The organism is Streptomyces sp. NPDC030814 (genome assembly GCF_055572155.1).
Map to the genome: position 1 here is coordinate 91,416 of NZ_JBVIDX010000005.1, position 20,690 is coordinate 112,105.

General features: G+C 71.7%; 21 protein-coding genes and 2 pseudogenes. 11 read left to right on the top strand and 12 right to left on the bottom strand.

The annotated features are described in order from the left end of the window. The first annotated feature begins 499 nt into the window (after positions 1 to 499). The 3 genes from ctaD (at position 500) to ACZ43N_RS12945 (ending at position 3,153) form a co-directional block, all read left to right on the top strand. On the top strand, positions 500 to 2,215 hold the full coding sequence (gene ctaD / locus ACZ43N_RS12935) for an aa3-type cytochrome oxidase subunit I (RefSeq protein WP_468097187.1): 1,716 nt from the start codon (positions 500 to 502) through the stop codon (positions 2,213 to 2,215). After that, on the top strand, positions 2,212 to 2,586 hold the full coding sequence (locus ACZ43N_RS12940) for a hypothetical protein (protein ID WP_468097188.1): 375 nt from the start codon (positions 2,212 to 2,214) through the stop codon (positions 2,584 to 2,586). Before ctaD ends, ACZ43N_RS12940 begins: the two co-directional genes overlap by 4 nt. 288 nt (positions 2,587 to 2,874) lie before the next feature. Beyond that, entirely contained in the window at positions 2,875 to 3,153 is a 279-nt protein-coding gene (locus ACZ43N_RS12945; protein ID WP_468097189.1) for a GlsB/YeaQ/YmgE family stress response membrane protein, read from the top strand. Positions 3,154 to 3,271: 118 nt separating this feature from the next. Here ACZ43N_RS12945 and ACZ43N_RS12950 read toward each other — a convergent pair whose 3' ends face one another. After that, a complete protein-coding gene (locus tag ACZ43N_RS12950; RefSeq protein WP_468097707.1) occupies positions 3,272 to 3,424 on the bottom strand; it encodes a hypothetical protein in 153 nt (50 codons plus the stop codon). 552 nt (positions 3,425 to 3,976) lie between these two features. Between ACZ43N_RS12950 and ACZ43N_RS12955 the strand changes: the two genes are divergently transcribed. After that, positions 3,977 to 5,212 carry a cation:proton antiporter gene (locus ACZ43N_RS12955; protein WP_468097191.1) on the top strand — a complete coding sequence of 412 codons (1,236 nt, stop codon included), beginning with the start codon at positions 3,977 to 3,979 and terminating at the stop codon, positions 5,210 to 5,212. After that, on the top strand, positions 5,199 to 5,621 hold the full coding sequence (locus ACZ43N_RS12960; protein ID WP_468097192.1) for a CBS domain-containing protein: 423 nt from the start codon (positions 5,199 to 5,201) through the stop codon (positions 5,619 to 5,621). The genes ACZ43N_RS12955 and ACZ43N_RS12960 overlap by 14 nt, the downstream gene beginning before the upstream one ends. A gap of 471 nt (positions 5,622 to 6,092) precedes the next feature. Here the strand turns inward: ACZ43N_RS12960 and ACZ43N_RS12965 are convergent, their stop codons facing one another. The 3 genes from ACZ43N_RS12965 to ACZ43N_RS12975 all read right to left on the bottom strand — a co-directional run bounded on the left by ACZ43N_RS12965 (position 6,093) and on the right by ACZ43N_RS12975 (position 8,341). Next, positions 6,093 to 6,524, bottom strand: a complete 432-nt coding sequence (locus ACZ43N_RS12965) for a hypothetical protein (RefSeq protein WP_468097193.1) — start codon at positions 6,522 to 6,524, stop codon at positions 6,093 to 6,095. 24 nt (positions 6,525 to 6,548) lie between these two features. Next, positions 6,549 to 7,142, bottom strand: coding sequence for a YdeI/OmpD-associated family protein (locus ACZ43N_RS12970; protein WP_468097195.1), 594 nt, complete (start codon positions 7,140 to 7,142; stop codon positions 6,549 to 6,551). 191 nt (positions 7,143 to 7,333) lie between these two features. Further along, complete coding sequence (locus ACZ43N_RS12975; protein WP_468097197.1) at positions 7,334 to 8,341, bottom strand: DNA polymerase Y family protein; 1,008 nt, start codon at positions 8,339 to 8,341, stop codon at positions 7,334 to 7,336. A 48-nt stretch (positions 8,342 to 8,389) separates the two neighbouring features. Here ACZ43N_RS12975 and ACZ43N_RS12980 point away from each other — a divergent pair, with 48 nt between their 5' ends. Continuing rightward, positions 8,390 to 8,773, top strand: coding sequence for a DUF6233 domain-containing protein (locus tag ACZ43N_RS12980; protein ID WP_468097199.1), 384 nt, complete (start codon positions 8,390 to 8,392; stop codon positions 8,771 to 8,773). A 144-nt stretch (positions 8,774 to 8,917) separates the two neighbouring features. Here ACZ43N_RS12980 and ACZ43N_RS12985 read toward each other — a convergent pair whose 3' ends face one another. Beyond that, positions 8,918 to 9,400 (bottom strand): VOC family protein, encoded by a 483-nt coding sequence (locus ACZ43N_RS12985; RefSeq protein ID WP_468097200.1) that lies wholly within the window; start codon positions 9,398 to 9,400, stop codon positions 8,918 to 8,920. A 223-nt stretch (positions 9,401 to 9,623) separates the two neighbouring features. Between ACZ43N_RS12985 and ACZ43N_RS12990 the strand changes: the two genes are divergently transcribed. Both ACZ43N_RS12990 and ACZ43N_RS12995 read left to right on the top strand, forming a co-directional pair. Next, entirely contained in the window at positions 9,624 to 10,280 is a 657-nt protein-coding gene (locus tag ACZ43N_RS12990) for an ATP-dependent Clp protease proteolytic subunit (protein ID WP_468097202.1), read from the top strand. Beyond that, positions 10,280 to 10,876, top strand: coding sequence for a ClpP family protease (locus ACZ43N_RS12995; RefSeq protein ID WP_468097204.1), 597 nt, complete (start codon positions 10,280 to 10,282; stop codon positions 10,874 to 10,876). Before ACZ43N_RS12990 ends, ACZ43N_RS12995 begins: the two co-directional genes overlap by 1 nt. Before the next feature lie 52 nt (positions 10,877 to 10,928). Here the strand turns inward: ACZ43N_RS12995 and ACZ43N_RS13000 are convergent, their stop codons facing one another. Beyond that, a complete protein-coding gene (locus tag ACZ43N_RS13000) occupies positions 10,929 to 11,381 on the bottom strand; it encodes a helix-turn-helix domain-containing protein (RefSeq protein WP_468097205.1) in 453 nt (150 codons plus the stop codon). Between the two features lie 236 nt (positions 11,382 to 11,617). On the opposite strand from ACZ43N_RS13000, the gene ACZ43N_RS13005 reads away from it, so the two are divergent. Continuing rightward, a complete protein-coding gene (locus tag ACZ43N_RS13005) occupies positions 11,618 to 13,087 on the top strand; it encodes an esterase (protein ID WP_468097207.1) in 1,470 nt (489 codons plus the stop codon). Positions 13,088 to 13,146: 59 nt separating this feature from the next. On the opposite strand, the gene ACZ43N_RS13010 is transcribed toward ACZ43N_RS13005, so the two are convergent. Continuing rightward, positions 13,147 to 14,430 (bottom strand): DUF6777 domain-containing protein, encoded by a 1,284-nt coding sequence (locus ACZ43N_RS13010; protein ID WP_468097208.1) that lies wholly within the window; start codon positions 14,428 to 14,430, stop codon positions 13,147 to 13,149. Positions 14,431 to 14,592: 162 nt separating this feature from the next. Between ACZ43N_RS13010 and ACZ43N_RS13015 the strand changes: the two genes are divergently transcribed. Beyond that, entirely contained in the window at positions 14,593 to 15,867 is a 1,275-nt protein-coding gene (locus ACZ43N_RS13015; RefSeq protein ID WP_468097209.1) for a streptophobe family protein, read from the top strand. A gap of 80 nt (positions 15,868 to 15,947) precedes the next feature. Here the strand turns inward: ACZ43N_RS13015 and ACZ43N_RS13020 are convergent, their stop codons facing one another. From ACZ43N_RS13020 to ACZ43N_RS13040, 5 genes and pseudogenes are all read right to left on the bottom strand, one after another. Next, positions 15,948 to 17,243 (bottom strand): MFS transporter, encoded by a 1,296-nt coding sequence (locus tag ACZ43N_RS13020; protein ID WP_468097211.1) that lies wholly within the window; start codon positions 17,241 to 17,243, stop codon positions 15,948 to 15,950. Continuing rightward, positions 17,240 to 18,442, bottom strand: a complete 1,203-nt coding sequence (locus ACZ43N_RS13025) for a PLP-dependent cysteine synthase family protein (RefSeq protein ID WP_468097213.1) — start codon at positions 18,440 to 18,442, stop codon at positions 17,240 to 17,242. The genes ACZ43N_RS13020 and ACZ43N_RS13025 overlap by 4 nt, the downstream gene beginning before the upstream one ends. A gap of 150 nt (positions 18,443 to 18,592) precedes the next feature. Continuing rightward, positions 18,593 to 19,042 carry a hypothetical protein gene (locus ACZ43N_RS13030; protein WP_468097214.1) on the bottom strand — a complete coding sequence of 150 codons (450 nt, stop codon included), beginning with the start codon at positions 19,040 to 19,042 and terminating at the stop codon, positions 18,593 to 18,595. A 135-nt stretch (positions 19,043 to 19,177) separates the two neighbouring features. Next, on the bottom strand, positions 19,178 to 19,642 hold the full coding sequence (locus ACZ43N_RS13035) for a hypothetical protein (protein WP_468097215.1): 465 nt from the start codon (positions 19,640 to 19,642) through the stop codon (positions 19,178 to 19,180). Between the two features lie 189 nt (positions 19,643 to 19,831). Then, a pseudogene (locus ACZ43N_RS13040) lies at positions 19,832 to 20,176 on the bottom strand (L-lysine 6-monooxygenase); the annotation flags it as partial. 6 nt (positions 20,177 to 20,182) lie between these two features. Between ACZ43N_RS13040 and ACZ43N_RS13045 the strand changes: the two are divergent. Next, positions 20,183 to 20,440 (top strand): annotated as a pseudogene (locus ACZ43N_RS13045) (amidohydrolase family protein); the annotation flags it as partial. Positions 20,441 to 20,690: the final 250 nt, after the last annotated feature.

Genomic DNA, 20,690 nt, shown 5'->3' on the forward strand with positions numbered 1-20,690 from the left:
TTGCGATCCGACACGAGCATCTGTGTCTCGGGCACCGTCCGGTGGAGCGACCTGGTGCCGACGGGGAGGGTTTCTGCCCACCGGAGGGGCCGTGAGCCGGGCGACGGGCGCCGCCGTCACCGTCCATGCCTGCCCACGACCGCCGGCCTGCGCGAGCCAGTTCGGCGAGCAGGACGACGTACTGCTGCACCGGGTGCCTGCCGGCTCCGCGGAGTACCTCTCCCCCACGGGCCGCCAGGGCACCCCAGTACCGATCGACCTGCGCAGCCGTCAGACGTCGGCAGAAGCAGACCCGCAAGGGGCGACTTCCGCCCCATCGAATGATTCATTCGGCCACACGGCCCAACATCGAGCCGTTCGAGGCGAAGGCCCCCGTACCGGTGGACTACTTTCCGGTGGGCTGGTTACACGCGGGCCAGAAAGCCAGCACCGGCCGGGCGAAAAGGCCCGCTCCGCCGCCTCGCATGCATCCGCGCGCCCCTGCCGATCGAGGGATCCGATGGCCACACACACCACCGAACCGGTATCTCCTGTCCCAGCCGTGGAGCGCCGTACCAGGGGGCAGGTGATCGTCTCCTGGCTGACCACGACCGATCACAAGAAGATCGGGCATCTGTATCTGATCACCTCGTTCGGGTTCTTCCTGATCGGCGGGCTGCTCGCGATGGCGATCCGCGCGGAGCTGGCCCGGCCCGGGCTGCAGATCCTCTCCCAGGAGCAGTACAACCAGGCGTTCACCCTGCACGGCACGGTGATGCTGCTGCTCTTCGCGACGCCGACGTTCGCCGGGTTCGCCAACGCGGTGATGCCGTTGCAGATCGGCGCGCCCGACGTGGCCTTCCCGCGGCTGAACATGTTCTCGTACTGGCTGTTCCTCCTCGGCGGCCTGATCGTGCTCAGCGGTGTCTTCACGACCAACGGCACCGCCGACTTCGGCTGGACCGCCTACACCCCCCTCAGCGGCGGCGAGCGCACCCCTTACGTCGGCGGCGACATGTGGATCATGGGACTGGCGCTGGGCGGCTTCGGGACGATCCTGGGCGCGGTCAACTTCATCACCACCATCATCTGCATGCGCGCCCCCGGCATGACGATGTTCCGGATGCCGATCTTCACCTGGAACGTACTGCTCACGTCGGTGCTGGTCCTGCTGGCCTTCCCCGTCCTCGCCGCCGCCCTGTTCGCGCTGGAGGCGGACCGCAAGTTCGGCGCGCACGTCTTCGACCCGGAGAACGGCGGGGCCATCCTCTGGCAGCACCTCTTCTGGTTCTTCGGCCACCCCGAGGTCTACATCCTCGCCCTGCCGTTCTTCGGCGTGATCACCGAGATCATCCCGGTCTTCGCCCGCAAGCCGATCTTCGGCTACCTGGGCCTGGTCGGCGCCACCATCTCCATCGCCGGCCTGTCGGTGACCGTGTGGGCCCACCACATGTTCGCCACGGGAGCGGTCCTGCTGCCGTTCTTCGCCTTCATGACCTACCTGATCGCGGTCCCCACCGGGGTGAAGTTCTTCAACTGGATCGGCACCATGTGGAAGGGCTCACTGTCCTTCGAACCACCGATGCTCTGGGCCATCGGCTTCCTCGTCACTTTCCTCTTCGGCGGCCTGACCGGCATCATCCTCGCCTCGCCTCCGCTGGACTTCCACGTCCATGACACCTACTTCGTGGTCGCGCACTTCCACTACGTCCTGTTCGGCACGATCGTCTTCGCCATGTTCGGTGGCTTCAGCTTCTGGTGGCCCAAGATGACCGGCACCATGCTCGACCACCGCCTGGAGAAGATCCACTTCTGGACCCTCTTCATCGGCTTCCACACCACCTTCCTCCTCCAGCACTGGCTCGGCGCCGAGGGCATGCCCCGCCGCTACGCCGACTACCTCGCCGCCGACGGCTTCACCGCCCTCAACACCGTCTCCTCCATCGGCTCCTTTCTCCTGGGCCTGTCGACCCTGCCGTTCCTCTACAACGTCTGGAAGACCGCCAAGGCGGGGAAGAAGGTCGAGGTCGACGACCCCTGGGGATACGGCCGTTCGCTGGAGTGGGCGACCTCCTGCCCGCCCCCGCGGCACAATTTCGTCACCTTGCCCCGCATCCGCTCCGAGTCCCCCGCCTTCGACCTCCACCACCCCCGGCTGGCGCAGATCGAGCAGCGCGCCAACGTCGGCCGGCGGGACGTTGTCGACGCCGAGAGCCACAAGGGCGGGCCGCGGTGAAGCACGACCGGCATGCACCGCCGTACAGCGGGTACGCCAGCGAGTCGGCCGCCACGGTCGAGGGATACCTCCTCGCCCGCACCCACCGCGAGCAAGCCCTTCGTGAGGCCGACGACCTGTGCACCCGGATGCCGTGGCTGACCACCGCGCAGGCCGAGGACGTCACCGACCACTACCTCCGCCAGCGCATGGAGTTGACCCGCCACATGCTGCTGACCACGAGCGGGCGGGCCGTGCAGCTCCGGGAGGAGTACGAGGCCCGGTACGCCGTCCTCAGACGTTCCCTGCTGCGGCGCCACACCGCCTGGGCATGCGCCCTCCTGGCCTGCGCCGGCGGCTTCGGCGCACTGTCGTCCCTGCTCTTCCGGTGACGAAGCCGAACCCCGGCCGCGGCCGGGGGCCGAGCAAGCAATGTGACGCGCCCTGAGCACACCATTCCGTCGGCTCCCGCCGCGCTTGGACTCTGCTTACGCTCGCGCGCGAACAGGGCGTGGCGGGTTGGGCCGTGAATCCGCGCCTTCTGCTCGCGGCCCTCCCCGGGTTGGCTCCTCTCGGATCAGGAGTTGGCACGGCCAGACTCGGAGAAGACGTTTGGTTGGGCGGGATTGGTGCACACGATGAGCTGACACAGCCTTTACACGACGAAGCGGGAGGGCACCATGGGCATCATCGCGTGGATCATCATCGGCCTGCTGGCCGGAGCCATCGCCAAGGCCTTGATGCCAGGCAAGGACCCCGGCGGCATCATCATCACCATGCTCATCGGCATCGCCGGCGGTCTGCTCGGCGGCTGGCTCGGCAAGGTCATCTTCGGTATCGACTCCATCGACGGGTTCTTCGACCTCTCCACCTGGATCGCCGCAATCGTCGGCTCCGTCATCCTGCTCGCCCTCTACCGCCTCGCCACGGGCAACCGGCATTCGCACCGTCACGCATGACCCGCTGAGGGGCATCACCTCCGGTCACACTTGGACGGCTCCCTTTCCTGTTCGCAGGAGGGGAGCCGTCAGCGTGTAAGGCCGGGCCGACCTCTGGCGGCCCACCTGCGGATTGCCGTCATTCGAGGTCCACCGCGTCCTGCACACCGACCGAACGCCTGGTGCAGGGGGCCGAGGACGTTCTCCGCAGGTCGGCGATGGCCTGTCGGTCGCGGGTGAGGACGGGGTGGACTAGGAGGTCGGCGGCGCGGAGGACGAGGTCTCCCTCCAAGTACGCCTCGTACCCGACGAGTCGTCGGGACGCATCCCGTCCCGCCGGCAGGTCCCCCAGATCTGGCGCAAGTTGACGTCTTCTTGGCGCATGGTCGCAGGAGCGTACTCCCGCCAGCCCCCACCGCTGCCTGCCCCCGGCAAGGAAGCGCTGGCCCGACAAGCCGCCGACAGACGCGCGGGCAGGGCGGCGCTCACGCTGCCGGTGCGGCGCTTTTCACAGCGCTCCGGGCAGCCCGGAAGCACGAGAGACTTGATCACACTCATCTCGATCGACAGGTGCGGTCCACCATGCGCCGGCGCGCTCGTTGGGGCTGCGCATGTCGGGCTGACGGGGCCCTCGCCGTCCCCTGAACCGATGAGGATGCCGCATCCCGCTGACGCACGTGTCGCTGCTGCCCGATGCCGGAACCTGGCAACCCAGGGGGTCCCGTGGTTGCGCGACAGGAGCCTGTCAACGCCGCGTGAAGAACAGGTACGGTGCCCGCGGTGTGCCGGGAAGTCTGGTCGGCGGTCTTGAGAGAACTCTCTTCGCTGATCGGGGGTCCTGTTCATGGTGCTGGTCGTGGTCTTCGGGGTGGCGCTGCTGATCGCGGTGCTGCTGTCGGGTCTCGCCGCCCGCACGGTGCTGTCGACGTCGCTGCTCTTCCTGGTCGGCGGTGCTCTCGTCAGCGACGGTTTCCTGGGCTGGATCCACATCACGCCGGACAGCGAGATCGTGTCGGTGACGGCGGATCTGGCGCTGTTCGCGGTGCTGTTCACCGACGGCATGCATGTCTCCTTCCCCAAGCTGCGGGCGAACTGGCGCAACCCGGCCCGCGCGCTGGGGCTGGGCATGCCGCTGGCGTTCGTCGGCATGGCGCTGATCACGCACTACCTGGCCGGCCTGGACTGGACGACGTCCTTCCTCGTGGGCGCCGTGCTCGCGCCGACCGACCCGGTGTTCGCCTCCGCGATCGTCGGCCGCAAGGAAGTCCCGTCGAAGCTGCGGCAGTTGCTGAACGTGGAGAGCGGCATCAATGACGGGCTCGCCCTGCCCGTCGTGCTGATCCTGATCGCGGCGTCCGGGCCGACCTCCGGGCACGCCGAGGCCTCCCCGGGGAAGATCGTCCTGGAGCTGGTCCTCGGGCTGGCCTTCGGCATCGTCCTGCCCTACGTCGTTGTCCAGCTCGTACGGTTCCGGCTGCTGGGTGCCGAGCCCAAGCTCCAGCCGCTGCTGCCGCTGGCGATCGGCGTGATCCTGTACGCGGTCTGCCACCTCACACACGCCAACCCCTACCTCGCCGCGTTCTCCGCCGGCGCCGTGCTCACCGCGCGTTCACCGGAGGCGAAGGTGGCGTTCGAGCCGCTGGGCGAGGCGCTGGCGGAGCTGGCCAAGTTCGCGGCGCTGCTGGTGTTCGGGGCACTGCTGACCCCGCGGTTGTTCGGTGACCTGTCCTTCGGCGGATACGTCGCTGTGATCCTGGCGATCGTGCTGGTCCGCCCGGCGTCGCTGCTGCTGTCGCTGCTCGGCACCCGGTTCACCCGGCAGGAGAAGCTGGTCGCGGCCTGGTTCGGGCCGAAGGGCTTCGCGTCGGTGGTCTACGGGCTGCTCGTGCTCCAGGCCGGTATCCCGCAGGGCGAGGAGGCGTTCACACTCATCGCCGTGTGCATCGCGTTCTCGATCGTCGCGCACAGTTCCACCGATGTGCCGATCGCCCGCCTCTTCCACGTCGACGACCTCGCGGGAGTCCCCTCCGGCGTCGGTACGTCGCCCGCCGCCCAGGAGACCGGCCGTGTCGGCGCGTGAACTCGCCGAACCCTACCCGTACGTCACCACCCACGAGGACGCCGCGCACGTGGTCCGGCTGCCGGCGGGGCACCGGTTGCCCGCGCTGCTGGTCGTCGACCCCGACGCCGTGCCGTACGCCCTGGTGCCCTGCGCCCGCCTCGTCGGACGACTCGTGTCCGACGGGCGGAGCCACGGCGAGGCCCCGACGGGGATCGCCGGTCTCAGCGTCGGGGACCGGCTGCCTCCCGGCAGTCCCGGCCCGCCGACGGTCGAGGAGAACACGAGCGTCTCGCAGATTGCGGAGCTCATCGCCCGGACCCACAGTCCGTTGGTCGCCGTCGTCGAACGCGACGGCGACCAACGGTGGTTGGCGGGTGTGGTGACTGCTGTCCGACTGATGGAACACATGGCAGGAGGAGGAGCCTGAGCGGCTTGAGGAGCCGGATGAACGTCGCCCGGGGCGCGGCTGAGGATGGCCCGGTCCTTCACCTGTGCGGCCCAGGGTGCTCCCGGCCGTCGGGGCCCGACGTCCGGACAGCACCGTCCGTGTCCCGGTCTGCGGGGAGGTCCCGTTTGACGCTGTTCCCCAGCCCGCGCGGCGGGTGACCCGATCAGGGGACGGTACGTCCTGCGACCGCAGGACCGGGTGGTCCTCGCCACGACCCGGCAGGGCCTGGCCGAACTCCTCGGACGGCAGCCACGACTCCGGGCACGGACCCCGACCGCTGGAGCGGACCCCGACCGGCGTCCTGCAGCAACATGCCTCGGAGGCATCCCCGTGGCATCCCCGGCCTCATGTGACGCCGCCAGGAGCAGCTCGCCGGGCGGGCCGCCGTCGGTCTGCGGGCAGGGCGGCGACGGGGCGGAGGCCACGAGTGGCTGTGATCAGCCCGTGTCGCTACAGCTCGTGGTCCTGGGCCAGCTCTTCCCAGCGAATGCCGCGAAGAGCAAGATCAGCGTCCTCGCCCGACGGTACATCCGGGGTGGGCTGGAACCAGGCCACGGTGAGAACGGAGTGGTGCAGTACCGGGTCGAGCTCAGGTGCGATCACCGTCGAGGTGAAAACACCGATGCAAGCCACTGAGGGCAGCACCTCCACAGGGCCGAAGGGGCCGGCGGTCTCGTCCGGGCACTCGCGGAAGGGCGCAATGAGATGGACCGGCGCGAAGGAAAACGCGCGTTCGGCCTCCCTCTGGAGGCCACTGACCTTCATGTCGTTGATGCGCTTGCACGGATAGCCCTCCAGCATGCCCCCATAGGTCGAGGACATCCGCAGCTGGGTGAGCTCGATCGAACGACCGGACGCGAGGACTATGTGGCTCAGCGACATGCCGACACACCCTATGCGACGTCACTACGGGTGCGGCTTCTCGCCCTTCGCCAGCATCGCCACGTACTTTTCGATCCGGCGCGCCCGGGTCTCGGCCTTCTTGGCGTCCTGGATCCGGTACAGGATCGCGTAGCGGTTCTGCCGGTCCAGTGTCTCGAAGAACTCCGCCGCGGCCGGGTCGGCGGTCAGGGCTGCCGTGAGATCGTCCGGCACCGTGGCGGTCTTCGCGCCGTCGTAGGCCGCATCCCAGCGGCCGTCCGCCTTGGCGCGGTCGACTTCGGCCTGTCCCGGCGGACGCATCCGGCCCTGCTCGATCAGGGCGGCCACCTTGTCCCGGTTGGCCTTGGACCACTTGCTGCGTGGCTTGCGCGGGGTGAACCGCTGGAGCCACCACTGCTCGTCGAATGCGGCCTTCTGGCCATCGATCCAGCCGTAGCAGAGTGCCTCGTCGAGTGCCTGGGCGTAGTCCAGCGCGACGATTCCCGGGCCCTTCTTGCGCAGCTTGAGCCAGATGCCCGGCGAGGCGGCGTGGTTCTCGCCGAGCCATCCCCGGAATGCCTCGGCGGATTCGAACGCGACGATCTCCAAGTCCTGAGTCACCCCAGAAGCGAACCACATCCGGCCGACTGTCACGAGGCATTCGGCGCGGCCCCGGATGCGGGACGATGGACAGCTGACGTCCGCGGCTGACATCAGCGACTCCGGAGGGGGCGTACACCAGCACCCCTCTGTCCGGTCGTCGCACCAGCCGACATCGGCAGCCCGGCGCTTCGGGGTCAGGGCGCGAGGCGGAGAGCGGCGCTTCGAGGTCAGGGTGCGCGGCGGAGAGCGGCGGCCGGGCCGATCGCGTCGGGGCCGTACTTGTCGCGGATGTGGTCGACGGCGGCTTCGGCCTCGAGGCGGGCCTCGCGGGTGCCGTCGAGGGTGAGCTGTTCCGCGACCTCTTCGGCGTCGATGAGCTCCTCTCCGGTGAGGACGAGACCCGTGAGCCGGGCGCGCTGCAGTCCGGCGGCCTCGATGAGCTGGTAGGCCAGGGCGCGCAGGTCGTCGTCGTGCGCGGAGGCCTCCGGCAGGCGGCGGGTCTTCTCCCACCGGGTGCCCCCGGCGAAGCGCAGGGACAGAGTCAGGGCGCGAGCTGCCTGGCCTCGGCGGCGCAGCAGATGGCCGAGCTGAACGGTGAGAGCGAGCAGGGCGGCGCGGACGTCGGTGCCGTCGAGGGCGTGGCGGGGGAAGGAGCAGCGGACGCTCGCGGAGGCGGGCAGGGCGCGGGGGACGACCGCCCGGGGGTCGATGCCGCGGGCCCGGTCGGCGGCGAGCCGTCCGGCTTTGCCGCCGAGGAGCCGCTGGACGGTGCTGGGCGGGACGGCGGCGAGCAGGCCGACGCGGTGGATGCCGTACTCCCTCAGGACCTCGGCGTGGCGAGGGCCGATGCCGTGCAGGGCCTCGACGGGCAGCGGGCTCAGCCAGGTGGTGGCCTCGGCGGGGCTGACGGCAAGGACGCCGCCGGGCGGGGGCACCTGCGCGGAGGCGGTTGCCGCGACCGTGATGTTGGGGCCGATCCCGATGCGGACGTCGACGCCGAGTGCGGCGAGCGTACGGGCGCGCAGCGTCAGGCCCAGCCGGTGGGCGGTCACACCGTGGTAGCGCAGTGCGCCCCGCAGCTCCACCAGGGCGGCGGCGGGAGGCAGGGCCTGCACAACCGGCGACAGATCCTCGAGGTGCTCCAGCACCTGCCGGTAGATCTCTGCCGGCAGCCCGTCGGGGCAGCGCACATGCATCACGGTGGGCTCCGCGCCCGGCGCCTCGGACGTGTCCATGGAAGACCCGCCTCCTCACCACCCGCACCATCGAACTACCATTCGAACATGCGAGGGCTCTGCCCGCGCGCCGAGAACCCGAGGACCCCTGCCGTGTTCGATGACCTGCCGCCCGACCTGGAGCGCCTGCACACCCTGCGGGTTTGGCACCAGCTGTGGCTCCAGCGCATCGACAGCAAGATCGCGGCCCTCGTCGAGCGCCAGGCCGAGCAGGAGCAGGGGCACCGAAGCCGGCCACCGCGGCCGGACTGGGTCGTCGAACTCGGCATCGGTGTCGGCGCTTCCCCCATCGAGGTCCACACCGGCGACTGCTACGCCGCGGGCAGACGGCGCCGCGCCGTCGACCAGGCCGAGGCCCGCCGCCTCCTCGCCGCGGGACTGCGGGCCTGCACCCACTGCCGGCCCGACCGGCATCTCGGCATCCTCGACTGACCCGCCGCCCGGCACGGTGGGGACGGGGTGTCGTCTGGGTGGCCGTGGGCTTCCGGACAGGCGTCTTCTGTTGCGGCAGGGCGTGTACCGTACCCGCTCGCGTCCTCGCCGCGCGGGGTGCCGGGCCGCGGGGGCGCCGGGCCGCTACTCGCCCGCGTAGGCCTTCTCCAAGGCGGCGAGGTCGAGCTTTCCCATCGACAGCATCGCAGCGTTCGCGCGGGCAGCCCGCTGCGGATCGGGGTCGCTGATCATGTCGATCAGCCGGCTGGGGACGACCTGCCAGGACACTCCGAACCTGTCCTTGAGCCAACCGCAGGGGCCCGGCTCTCCGCCGCCCTCGGTCAGCTTGCTCCAGTAGTGGTCGACCTCGCCCTGGTCCTCGCAGAAGATCTGGAAGGAGATGGCCTCGGTGAACTTGAACTCCGGGCCGCCGTTCAGCGCGACGAACCGCTGGCCGTTGGCCACGAACTCCACGGTGAGGACCGAGCCGGCCGGGCGGGGGGCACCCTCGGGGTAGTGGGTGACCCGGCCGAGCCGGGAGTTCTTGAAGATCGAGACGTAGTGGGCGGCCGCTTCCTCGGCCTGGTCGTCGAACCACAGGCAGGTGGTGAAACCGTCGCGGGACATGTGCGCCTCCTCGGGCTGGGTGTGTCGTCACCCCTTTCGACCGATCCTGGCGCGGAAACTCATCGCCGGCGCGGCCACGAGTTGCGCGGCGGACGCCGGCGGCCGCCGGCGCTCTGCTGTCGGCGAATCTGCCGCGGGCAGAGAAAGCCCAGGTGAGAGGCGGTTGCCGGGGAGAGTGGTGGCAGGCGGCCACGGATGGCCGCATCACTCACCTGGAGGATGCATGGCTCCCCTGATCACCGGCTGGGCCCCGTCGCACGCCCCGCGCGCGACGGAGGGCGACACCCCGCCCTCCCGCTTCGACGACCATCTCGCCGCTCAACTGCTCGGACAGCGCATCGTCTTCCTCGGCACCCAGGTCGACGAGGTCTCCGCGAACCGCGTCTGCGCGCAGTTGCTGCTGCTGTCGGCGGAGGACCCGCGCACCGACATCAGCCTGTACATCAACAGTCCCGGCGGCTCGGTGACGGCGGGGCTGGCCATCTACGACACGATGCGGCTGATCCCGAACGACGTGTCGACCCTGGTCATGGGCTTCGCCGCGAGCATGGGCCAGTTCCTGCTGACCGTGGGCACGCACGGCAAGCGGTACGCCCTGCCCAACGCGCGGATCATGATGCACCAGCCGTCGGCCGGGATCGGCGGCACCGCCGCCGACATCGAGATCCAGGCCGAGAACCTGGAGTTCACCAAGCGGGCCATCGAGCGGATCACCGCGGAGCACACCGGCCAGACCCCGGAGACGATCGCCAGGGACGGCGACCGGGACCGCTGGTTCACGGCCGAACAGGCGCAGGAGTACGGGATGGTCGACCGGGTCGTCGAGTCGCTCGACGACGTCCGCCCGGCCTCGTCCCGGCGACGGATGGGACTGCAGTGATGGGGACGTACACGATTCCGAACGTGGTGGAGCGGACCCCGCAGGGCGAGCGGTCGTACGACGTGTACAGCCGGCTGCTGTCCGAGCGGATCATCTTCCTCGGCACGGAGATCGACGACGGGGTGGCGAACGTCGTCATCGCGCAGCTGCTGCATCTGGAGTCGTCGGCGCCGGAGAGCGAGATCGCGCTCTACATCAACTCGCCGGGCGGATCGTTCACCTCGCTGATGGCGATCTACGACACGATGTCGTTCGTGCGGGCGCCGATCTCGACGGTCTGCGTGGGGCAGGCAGCGTCCACGGCGGCCGTGCTGCTCGCGGGCGGGGACCCCGGGCGGCGGTATGTGCTGGAGCACGCACGGGTGCTGCTGGGGCAGCCGGCCAGCGGGGGCAGCCGCGGGACGGTGTCGGACCTCGCCCTCCAGGCCAAGGAGATGGCGCGGATCCGGGGCCAGGTCGAGGAGGTGCTGGCCCGGCACACCCACCATGACGTGGCGGACCTGCGGGCCGACATGGACCGGGACAAGGTGTTCACCGCGGCGGAGGCGGTGGCGTACGGGCTGGCGGACGAGGTGCTGCGTCGACGGGTGGTGTGAGGGACCGCCGCCGTGCGTCCCCGCGCCCCCGGGTGAGGCGCGGGGACGCAGGTCAGGCCGCCAGGCTGAGACCGTTGTACCGGGAGCCGGTGGTCGTCGTACGTCGCGTCAGGGACGTGGCCGTGCGGCGCGTCAGTTCGTCGCCGGCCAGGGACAACAGGTCGCCGAGGCTCAGGCCCAAGGCCTGGGCGGCGGCCGCGAGGACCTCGGAGGATGCCTCCTTCCGGCCGCGCTCCACCTCGGAGAGATACGGCATGGAGATCCGCGCCTCCTCGGCCACGTCCTTCAGGGTGCGTTCCTGGGCGAGCCGCTCACGCCGGAGCACGTCACCGACGAGGTCGCGCCAGAGGGGTTCTCTCGGCGGCGGGGTGCCGTCGGCGCGGCTCGGTGTCGGAGCGGGGCCGGGTGCCGGGGCGGTCCGCCGCTGCTCGGGCAGGCGGGCCATGGGGGCCGTCGCCGGGCGCAGCGGGATGACGCGGGCTTCGTTCGACGCTTGTTGGCTCACCCGTTCAGCCTAGGAGTCCTGAACGGGGCGGGAAGGGCGCGGAGTTCAGCCCTCAGGGAAATCAGGGCCTCGGCCCGGCGGAGGTCCCGGCGCCCCCGGTCCCCGGTCCCGCACGGGTCGTCGCCGTCGTACAACCCTCGCACCTCAAGAGGGGTCGAACAGGACGCCGGACGAGGAACGGGCCCTTTCCGGACACCCCCGCGCTGCCCGGCCGTTTCTTCTCTCGGGAGCCGTACATGCGCATGAACCGTTCGGCCGCTCTCGCGGCCGCGACATTCCTTCTCGTCTCGGGTGCCGCGATCGCCGCGGCCCCCTCTGCGTACGCCGGGGTGCCGGGCAGTACGCAGGCCAGCGACCGCAACAGCGACTTCAACGGTGACGGGTACGAGGACGTGCTCGTCGGCGCGCCGGGTGCCACCGTCAGCGGCAAGAGCGGGGGCGGGCTGGTGACCGTGCAGTACGGCTCGGCCAAGGGCATCGGCACGAGCGGTGCGGCCGTGTTCAGCCAGTCGACGCCGGGGGTGGCGGGCGCCGCCGAGGCGGGCGACGGCTTCGGCCGGGCGGTCGCGACCGGTGACCTCGACGGTGACGGGTTCGACGACGCGATCGTCGGCATCCCCGGCGAGGACCTCGGCACTCTGAAGGACGCGGGCGGTGTGGCCGTCCTGTGGGGGTCGAAGGCCGGGCTCAGCGGCGCCGCGAGCAGCTGGCTGGAGACCGAGGAGCCCACCGCGGGTGAGCGGTTCGGGCTGGGGCTGGCCGCCGCGCGGTTCACGGCCGAGACCGACGGCGACCTCCTCGCCGTTCTGGACGGATACGACTTGGAGCTCTTCGCGTACGACGACGCGGAGGCGGGGTCGCTGCGCCGGCAGTCCACACAGCGGCTCGGCGCGCAGGTGGAACCCCGCCGCATCCAGCCCAAGTCCCTGACCACCGGCGATTACGACAAGAACGGCTTCGCCGACCTCGTCGTGTCGGGCCTGAGCGTCGGTGACGAGCCGGGGCACGGCTGGTCCACCTATCTGTCGGGCAACGCCGACGGGCTGAAGTACGAGCGGGACCTGCGCGGTGGTCCGGTCGCCGCCTCCGGCGACCTCAACAAGGACGGCTTCGACGACCTGGTCACCGGCGAACCGAACTCGCCGGACGACGCGTACGGCGAGACGATGACCGGCGGCCTGGTCGGGGTGCGGCTCGGCGGTCCCGACGGGCCGGCGCAGGAGCCGGACTGGTGGGTGCAGGACTCCCCCGGTGTGCCGGGTGTGGCGGAGCCCGGCGACGGCTGGGGCTCGGACCTGTCGGTGGCGGACACCGACGGGGACGGCTACGCGGACGTGGCGATCGGCGCCGCGGGCGAGGACATCGGCACCGTCCAGGACGCGGGCGCCGTGTGGGTGCTGCGCGGCTCGGCGTCCGGGCTGACCTCGTCCGGAGCGAAGTCCTGGGATCAGAACTCACCGGACGTGCCGGGCGTCGCGGAGAAGGGCGACAAGTGGGGCGCCCAGGTCCGGCTGACCGACGCGAACCGCGACGGTCGCTTCGGGCTGCTGGCCGCCGCGCCCGGTGAGAACACCGGCGACGGTCACATCTGGGTGTTCTCCGCAGGTACGGGCGGCGTCACGGCGTCCGGGTCGTGGACGTACAACGCCGCTTCTCTCGGGGCGCCGCACGTGGACGCGCAGTTCGGGGCCGCGATCGACGAGTGAGCACGAGGGTCCGCGCCCTCCGGCGGGCCTCCCGCGCGGGCGGGCCCGGCCCGGCCGGGTCAGGTGCCGTTCGACTCGGGCGAGCTGAAGAGGGGGGCGGACTCGCTCGTCGTGCCGCCGTCCGGTGGGGTGTCGTCCGTCTCGGGGGACTGCGGCTGGGGCTGCGGGGGCGAGGAGGTCGAGCTCTCCGGTTGCGACGGGGCCGATGAGGACGGGCCGGCCGAGGACGACGACGGACACGGGCTGGTGGTCTCGTCCGCCTTGGCGCCGGTGGACGGGCACGGTTCGGGCGACTTGGTGGGCGGCGTCTCGGAGAACGAGGTCGACACCGACGGGGACGGCTGGTCGACGGGCGGGTTGGACTTCTTGTCCTTGTGGCCGGTGTCGCCGGACTGGCGGCTGAACCAGTCGTCGTTGTCGGGGTCGTACAGGATGAACACGTTGATGATCACGGTCGAGCGCTCGATGACCACGACGTTCTGCGGCCGGTACGACGGCCAGGCGTCGCCCTTGGGCTCGGGCGTGGTCTTCAGCGCGACGGGTGGTTGCAGCGGGTTGCCGCAGGCGCAGCGCACCCGGGGCACGCCCCGGTCGTCGACGAGCACGGCGGTGCCGGCCTGGAGGACGGCCTGGTAGGCGGTGGCGGCGCCGTCACGGTAGCCGTGGTTGGTGACGCGCGTGTCCATGCGCAGCTGCACCGGGGTGAGCGAGCGCAGATAGCCGGGCACGCCGGACGCCTGGACGCCGAGGACGGACGCGAACGCCTGGTTCTTGGCGGGAACCGCCTGGAGGTACTTGATCTGCTTCTCGACGTCGCAGCTGGCGGTGTTGCGAGTGCCGCCGTAGAGGCCGGGGCTCGAGCCGTCCACGGCGCGTGTCACGTTGGTGGGCTCCGAGGTGGCCGGTGAGGCAGAGGGGGTCTGCGGGACGGAGCTGTCGGCCGCCGTCGACTTGGTGAACGGGTCGGGGCCCGATTTCCCGGCGGCCTGCAGGAAGACCTCTCCGTCGCCGTTGCCGCCGGACCCGCCGGTGCGGGTGAGGACGACGGCCAGGACCACGGCGACGACGACGGCGGTGGCGATGAGGGCGACACGGGGGGCGGACCGCCACCAGGGGTGCCCTGGCCGGCCGGGCTCCGGCCCGGAGCCGCCGGCGCCCCCGCCCGGACCTCCGGTGCCGCCTCCGGTCCCTCCGGGGCCCGAGGCGTCGCGGGGCGGCTCCGGGGGCACCTGGCCGCTCGGCCGCGCCGGACCGGCGGAGGGCTGGCCCGGTTGTGACGGCCCGGACAGCGGCCCGGAGGGGGGTCCGGTCGGGCGGCCGGAGGACGGTTGTTCGGCGCTCACGGGTCTTCTCCCGCCGTAGGATTCCGCAGCTTTTCCTGCATTCGGTGCCGCTTTTGTCCACAACAGGGCCATTGTGTGCTCTGGTCCCGCTCCGCTCGCAAGCCGAGTCGTCACCGTCCGTCCGGCGCGCGGAGTGCCCGAGCCGTGCTTAGCGTGGCAAGGGTGAGTCCTCAGACCCTGCGTTCTCCGCGGACGGCGCCCGAACGGGCGGTCGCCCGGCACGGCTGGCTCCAGGCCCTCGGTACGGTCCTCGCCGGGCTGGTCGTGATGGCCGTGGTGGCCGCGCTCGGTCTCTGGGCGGCGGGTGCGACGGACCTGCCGGGCAACGCGTTCCCCCGGGTGGTCGCGGCCACCGTCGTGACGGCGGTCGGCGGCACGATCGAGCTCTCCGGCGGTGCCGGGGCCATCGCCGAGACCCAGGCCGGACTCACCGTGATCCCGCTGTCGGTGACCCTGGCCGGTGCGCTGGTGATCGCCGCCGGGTTCCTGCGGCCGTTGCGGCACCGTGCGGTCGCGGGGGCGGCCGAACTCGGTGGCTGGGCGGCACGGATCGCCGTGCTGTGGCTGGCGGTGCTGATCGGTGTCTCGCTCGGCGCGCGGCAGACGTTCGAGATCCCTCTCGGTGACGTGGGGGACTTCCTCGACACCTCGGCCGACGTGGGCTTCGAGACGGACGTCGCGGCCACCGTCTTCTTCGGGCTGCTGTGGCTGGCCGGGGTCCTCGTCCTGGCGTTGCTGGTCTCGCGTGCGGCGCCGCTGCCACCGCGGCTGGTGCGGTTCCAGGAGTCGGTTCGTCCGGCGGCGTACGCCATGGTGATGCTGCTGCTGGCGTATGTGGCCCTCGGACTGGTCATCGGCATCGTCGTCGCCGTGACACGGGGGCACGCCGCCGAGACGGCCGCGGTCATCCTGCTGGGGCTGCCGAACATCGTGTGGCTGACGTTCACGATCGGGCTGGGCGCCACCTGGAACGGTCAGGTCGAGGGGCCGTTCGGGCTGCCGATGCCGAAAGTGCTCGACCAGGTGCTGCGCGGCCCCGATGTCTCCGAGCTGAACCTGGGGTCCCTCACCGAGTACGACGACAGGGTGTGGTGGCTGGTGGTGGTCAACGCCGTGCTGCTGCTGGGCGCCGCGTTCGTGATGGCGGCCCGCTCCCCGGCCCGCGTGCGGCTGTGGCAGCACGCGCTGCACATGGCGGTCGCCCTCGTCCTCACCGTCCTGATGATCTGTCTCGTCGCCAGGATCTCCGCCCATTACGGTCTGTCGGTGATCGGGATCGGCGACCTGGGCGGCGATCTGGGCGGGGAAGTGTATGTGCGGCCCCGGTCGTGGTCCGCGCTGGGGTTCGCCGCGCTGTGGGGGCTGGCCACCGGCTTCACGGGCGGGTTGCTGGCGAAGGGGGTCCGGCGACGGGGAGAGGTCGACGCCTCGGGGTGAGGCCGGCGGGAGTGGACAGCACCCGTGCGGAAGGGCGGGCGCCGGGTGGCGCCCGCCCCGGTGTCAGGCGTGAGTGCCGGTCAGACCGTCACCGGCCGGGACGGTGCCGGTGCGGTCAGGCAGCCCGTGCGGTGCAGGCCGTACACGGCGGCCGCGCAGGCGAGGCCGAGCGCGCACAGCGAGATCCACGGCAGCGCGGGCAGACCCGCCTCGCGGGCGGCGTCCAGGGCGGCACCGGTGAGGAGATTGCCGACCGTGATGCCGATCCCGCAGACCGTGTTGTACAGCCCGTAGTGCGTGGCGACGAGCCGGTCCCCGGAGAGGCGGACGATGGTGTCCATCTCGAAGGGGTACGCGATCATCGTGCCGACGGCCAGGAGCAGCGCGGCCAGCGCGGGCGGGACGGCCGCCGCCAGCCACCGTCCGAGGCCGGGCCCCGGTATCGGCAGCGCGGCGGTCAGCAGCAGGGGGACGAAGGCGACGCCCATGACGACCAGTCCGCGGACCAGTGCCTGGCCGGGCTCGTAGCGGGCCTTGCACCATGCGGTGACCCGGGTCTGGCCGAGGATCGTGCTGAGCCCGGAGACCGCGAAGAGCACCGCCACCGCGGCCGTGCCGAACTCGCCGTCCCCACCGAGGCGCCGTACCTCCAGGGGCAGGGACAGATACACCTGGAAGGTGAGGACGTAGGAACCGACCATGGCCCCGGAGAACAGCAGGAACGCCCGGTTGGCCAGGATGCCGCGCCATTGGGTGAGCACGCTCTCCCGGTGGTCGCCGGGCTGCTGCCCGCCGTCCTCCCGGCCGCGGGCCGGCAGGGCCCGGATCTGCACGACGGACAGCACGGCGAAGACACCGGCGGCCGTCAGACAGGTGACGCGGAAGTCGACACCGGTGAGGACCATGCCCACCAGCGGGCCGAGCAGTATTCCGGCCTGGTAGAAGACGTTGAACAGGGCGAACGCCTCGACCCTGCGCTCCCCGGCCTGCGCCGCCAGGTAGGCCCGGACGGCGGGGTTGAAGAGCGCGCCGGCGAGGCCCGTCGCCGCCGAGGCGGCCAGCAGGGCGGGCAGCGAGTCCACGAAGCCCAGCGCGGCGAAGCCGACGGTGCGCAGGACGCATCCGGCGACGATCAGCGGCTTGTAGCCGAGCCGGTCGGCGAGGGTGCCGCCGACCACGAACATGCCCTGCTGGCTGAAGTTCCGTACGCCCAGCACGAGTCCGACGATCCAGCCGGCGAGACCGAGCGTGCCGGAGAGATGGGCGGCCAGGTAGGGCATCAGCATGTAGAAGCCGAGGTTGATGGTGAACTGATTGACCATCAACAACTGGACGGCACGGTCGTAGGAGCGCACCTGGGTGAGGGTGCCCTTCATTCGGCGGCCTCCTCGCGCATCGCGGAGGGCAGGGTGAGGGGGTCGACGACGTCGGTGCAGCGGGTCCAGCGGTCGACCTCCTTCTCGTCCGCGCGGCTGATGACGTCGGGTTCCAGCGGCGGCGGCCCGTCGAGAAGGCCGTGCCGGGCGCAGTACTCGTCGTCGTACACGGTGCCGAGGTAGCGCTGCGGCCCGTCGGGGAAGACAGCCGCGATCCGGGTGTCGGCGGCCTCGGTGCGCGCCACCCAGCCGGCGACCAGCGCGACGGCGCCGACGCTCCAGCCGCCGGTCGCGTAGTGCGAGGCGGCGAGGCGGCGGCAGATGTGCACGGCCTCGTGCGGGGCGACCCAGTGGACCTCGTCGAAGGTGGCGTAGGCGACGTTGCGGGGGTAGATGCTGGAGCCGAGTCCGCGCATCAGCCGCGGGCGGGCGGGCTGGCCGAAGATGGTCGAGCCGATGGTGTCGACGCCGACGATCCGGATGTCCGGGTACAGCTGGCGCAGCACCCGGCTGATGCCCGCGGAGTGCCCGCCGGTGCCGACACTGCACACGAGGACGTCGATGTGCCCCAGCTCGGTGGCGAGTTCGAGGGCGAGCGGGGTGTACGCGGTGGTGTTGTCCGGGTTGTTGTACTGGTCGGGACACCAGGACCCGGGGTGGCGCCGGAGCAGTTCGGTGACCCGGTCGCGCCTGGCCTGCTGCCAGCCGCCGGTGGGGTGGGGGTCGGTGACGATGTCGACATCGGCGCCGTAGACGCCGAGCAGGCGGGTCATGGACGGTTCGAGACCTGGGTCCGTGACCAGGGTGACGGGGTGGCCGTGGACCATGCCGGCGAGCGCCAGCCCAAGACCGAGAGTGCCGCTGGTGGATTCGATGATCCGTGCACCGGGGAGCAACTCACCTCGGGCGCGGGCCCGTTCGACCATGTAGAGGCCGGGCCGGTCCTTGATGCCGCCGGGGTTGAAGCCCTCCAGCTTCGCCCAGAAGCCGTGCCCGGCCGGGGTCAGCGGTTCGGAGACGCGCAGGAGGGGCGTGTTGCCGACGAGCGCGGGGAGCGCCGAACCGCCGGACGGTGTGCGGGGGTTGGCCGGGATGCCGGTGCGGGGGTCGGCGGGGACGCCGGGTGCGGAGTTGTTCGCGGGGCCGCCGGTGAGGGGGGTGGCGGTCGTGCCGGTGGTCGTCTGGGTGATCGACTGCATGTCTTTCGCTCTCGCTGGACGATGAGACGGATGGCGGGTCGTCTCGCGCCGAGGGCCACGGGCCGGCGGACGGTTCCGGCCGGTCGGCCGGTCCGCCGGGCGTGGGTCCTGGCGCGGCAGCCGGTGCGGAGCCGGCTGCGGGCGAGAGGTCTAGATGCGCCACCGGGAGGTGCGGACGAGGGCCGTCCGGCCGGTACGGGCGCGCCGGCGGCGGTGCGGGCGACCGGGTACCCGCCGTGGCAGGCCCACGGCGATGGCGGCGGCGCCGGTGAGCGGGGGTGCCGTGCCGGTTGCGGGCGGCTGGTCGCACGACTGGGCGGCTGGGGCGCGCAGGACGCCGGCGGGCACGCACTCCTCGGCCGTGTGGTGGTCGTGGGGCCCGTGCGGTGTCTCGTGGCCGGGGAAGGGCTGCACCGCCGTCAGGACGGTGGAGGCCGGTGTCGCCGTCCGATGGGTCTCGTCGACCGGCCCGTGCACGAAGGCGCACAGCACGATCGTGATCAGCAGGCAGCCGCGTACAAGGGCGGCGCGCAGTCTCGGCCAGGGCGCGTCGGCCCGTGTCCGGCGGACGTACGAGGGCATGCGGGTGCGTGGGGGCACTGGGGGTCCTCCGGGCGCCCGTCGCCTCGGCGTGGCGTGACCTCTGCTCAAGGCACGCCGGACCCGGGGGACGGACGGTGGATGGTGGTTCGTGGGGGGAGGGATGAGCCGGTCCGGCTGGAGGGAGCCCGCGGCCTAGACCTGCTGGACCACCAGTGATCTCAGGGTGACGGACGACTGGTCGGGCAGCCGCGCCGCACCGGAGTGCCGTGCGGTCGGCGTGCCGGCGGGAGCCGCCGCTTCGCTGATCGACGCCGCACAGCGGGGCTGGGTGAGGGCGGGGCCCTGGTTCGGCTGTACGGACGCGCACTGCTCGGCCGAGTGACTCGTACGGTGGTCACCCCGGCCGTCGTGAGGGCCGCCGGGCGTGTCGGCCATCGCGACGACCAGGTGCTCCCCGGGGGCGGCGAGCCGGTGGTCGGGCGGCGTGGTGACCGGCGCGCCCGCGCTGGTCACCAGGTGTCCCCCGGCGCTTTCGGGGGTCGCGCCGTGCAGGAGCACGACGGCGAACAGCACCACGGCGAGGCCGAGCAGACGCGGCAGCGGGCCCGCGGAGACGCGGGCCCGACGCTTACGTCGGGGCAACCAGGCCGTGATCATGCCGTGATGTTAACGCGTCGCGGAGGCCGATCATCCGCCTCCGGCCGGTGAGAGCGGCAACTCGCCAGGCGAATGACCGGTTTGCTTCGGCGGGTACGGCGTCGGGCGAGCGGTAGGGCTGCGCCGCCTTCGGGAGTCAGGCCTGGACCCCGGGGCCCGTGTCCTGCTTCGCCGGGCCGAGGGAGCGGCGGCCAGGAGGGACGCGCGGATCTCTCCGGCGCGTACCGCGGTGGTGGACAGGAGGGTGGAGGTGAGGCCGTGGGTGTGTTCGGTGCGGCCCTGGAGGCAGGTGTCGGCGGTGACGTCGGGGGCGGTTGCCACGCGGTGGTCGCGGCCGGCCTCCAGGGCGTCCTCGTCGTCGCGGAGGCAGAGTTCGCCGATCTCGCCCAGGTTGTCGGCGATGCCCTGCGGCTGGCAGCCGGTGGCGTAGACGAGGAGGTCGGCACCGAGGATCGCGCGCTCCCCCGTCGGCAGGCACTCGGCGGTCACCCGTGCGTCGTCCTCGGTCGTCTCGACGTCGCGGATGCGGGAGAGGTCCGTTGGTTCATGGTCGAGCGGGCCTCGGAGTCGGGCCGCCTCATCGGCGCGGGCGAGGCGATCACCGTGGAGGGGGCGCTGCGCGCGGACACCACCGAGGCCGCCCGCGCCTGCCGCTGGGAGGCGGACGCGGGCAGTCTCACCGCCGGCAAGCGGGCGGACCTGGTGGTGCTGGGCGACGATCCGCGCCGGGTGGACGTGTCGAGGATCGGGGGCATCGAGGTGCTGCGGACGTTCGTCGAAGGGGACGACGCGTACTGAGCCCCGGAGGCCGTGGTCGTCGCGGCCGCCACCCGGGGCCGGGGCTGTCCCGTGATCCCCGGCGGGCGCACGACGCCGGATGCGGCTCCTCGCCGCGTTGTCGGAACGCCCGTATACATCGAGTGTGCGGACACCCCTCCGCCTTGCGACGCCCGCATCCGGCACCGTGCGCTGATCCACCGCGGATCACGGACAGCCCTTGGCGTGTTCCGGAGAGGCGCGGGCACGCGGGCACGCGGGTAGTCTCCGG

What these genes read in the sequence shown, in the direction of transcription:
- ACZ43N_RS13035 (WP_468097215.1), bottom strand. Translation starts at nt 19,642, where the DNA reads ATGATCACGGCCTGGTTGCCCCGACGTAAGCGTCGGGCCCGCGTCTCC.
- ACZ43N_RS12945 (WP_468097189.1), top strand. Translation starts at nt 2,875, where the DNA reads ATGGGCATCATCGCGTGGATCATCATCGGCCTGCTGGCCGGAGCCATC.
- ACZ43N_RS12955 (WP_468097191.1), top strand. Translation starts at nt 3,977, where the DNA reads ATGGTGCTGGTCGTGGTCTTCGGGGTGGCGCTGCTGATCGCGGTGCTG.
- ACZ43N_RS12985 (WP_468097200.1), bottom strand. Translation starts at nt 9,400, where the DNA reads ATGTCCCGCGACGGTTTCACCACCTGCCTGTGGTTCGACGACCAGGCC.
- ACZ43N_RS13005 (WP_468097207.1), top strand. Translation starts at nt 11,618, where the DNA reads ATGCGCATGAACCGTTCGGCCGCTCTCGCGGCCGCGACATTCCTTCTC.
- ACZ43N_RS12980 (WP_468097199.1), top strand. Translation starts at nt 8,390, where the DNA reads ATGCGAGGGCTCTGCCCGCGCGCCGAGAACCCGAGGACCCCTGCCGTG.
- ACZ43N_RS12990 (WP_468097202.1), top strand. Translation starts at nt 9,624, where the DNA reads ATGGCTCCCCTGATCACCGGCTGGGCCCCGTCGCACGCCCCGCGCGCG.
- ACZ43N_RS13020 (WP_468097211.1), bottom strand. Translation starts at nt 17,243, where the DNA reads ATGAAGGGCACCCTCACCCAGGTGCGCTCCTACGACCGTGCCGTCCAG.
- ctaD (WP_468097187.1), top strand. Translation starts at nt 500, where the DNA reads ATGGCCACACACACCACCGAACCGGTATCTCCTGTCCCAGCCGTGGAG.
- ACZ43N_RS12995 (WP_468097204.1), top strand. Translation starts at nt 10,280, where the DNA reads ATGGGGACGTACACGATTCCGAACGTGGTGGAGCGGACCCCGCAGGGC.
- ACZ43N_RS12965 (WP_468097193.1), bottom strand. Translation starts at nt 6,524, where the DNA reads ATGTCGCTGAGCCACATAGTCCTCGCGTCCGGTCGTTCGATCGAGCTC.
- ACZ43N_RS13025 (WP_468097213.1), bottom strand. Translation starts at nt 18,442, where the DNA reads ATGCAGTCGATCACCCAGACGACCACCGGCACGACCGCCACCCCCCTC.
- ACZ43N_RS12970 (WP_468097195.1), bottom strand. Translation starts at nt 7,142, where the DNA reads ATGTGGTTCGCTTCTGGGGTGACTCAGGACTTGGAGATCGTCGCGTTC.
- ACZ43N_RS12975 (WP_468097197.1), bottom strand. Translation starts at nt 8,341, where the DNA reads ATGGACACGTCCGAGGCGCCGGGCGCGGAGCCCACCGTGATGCATGTG.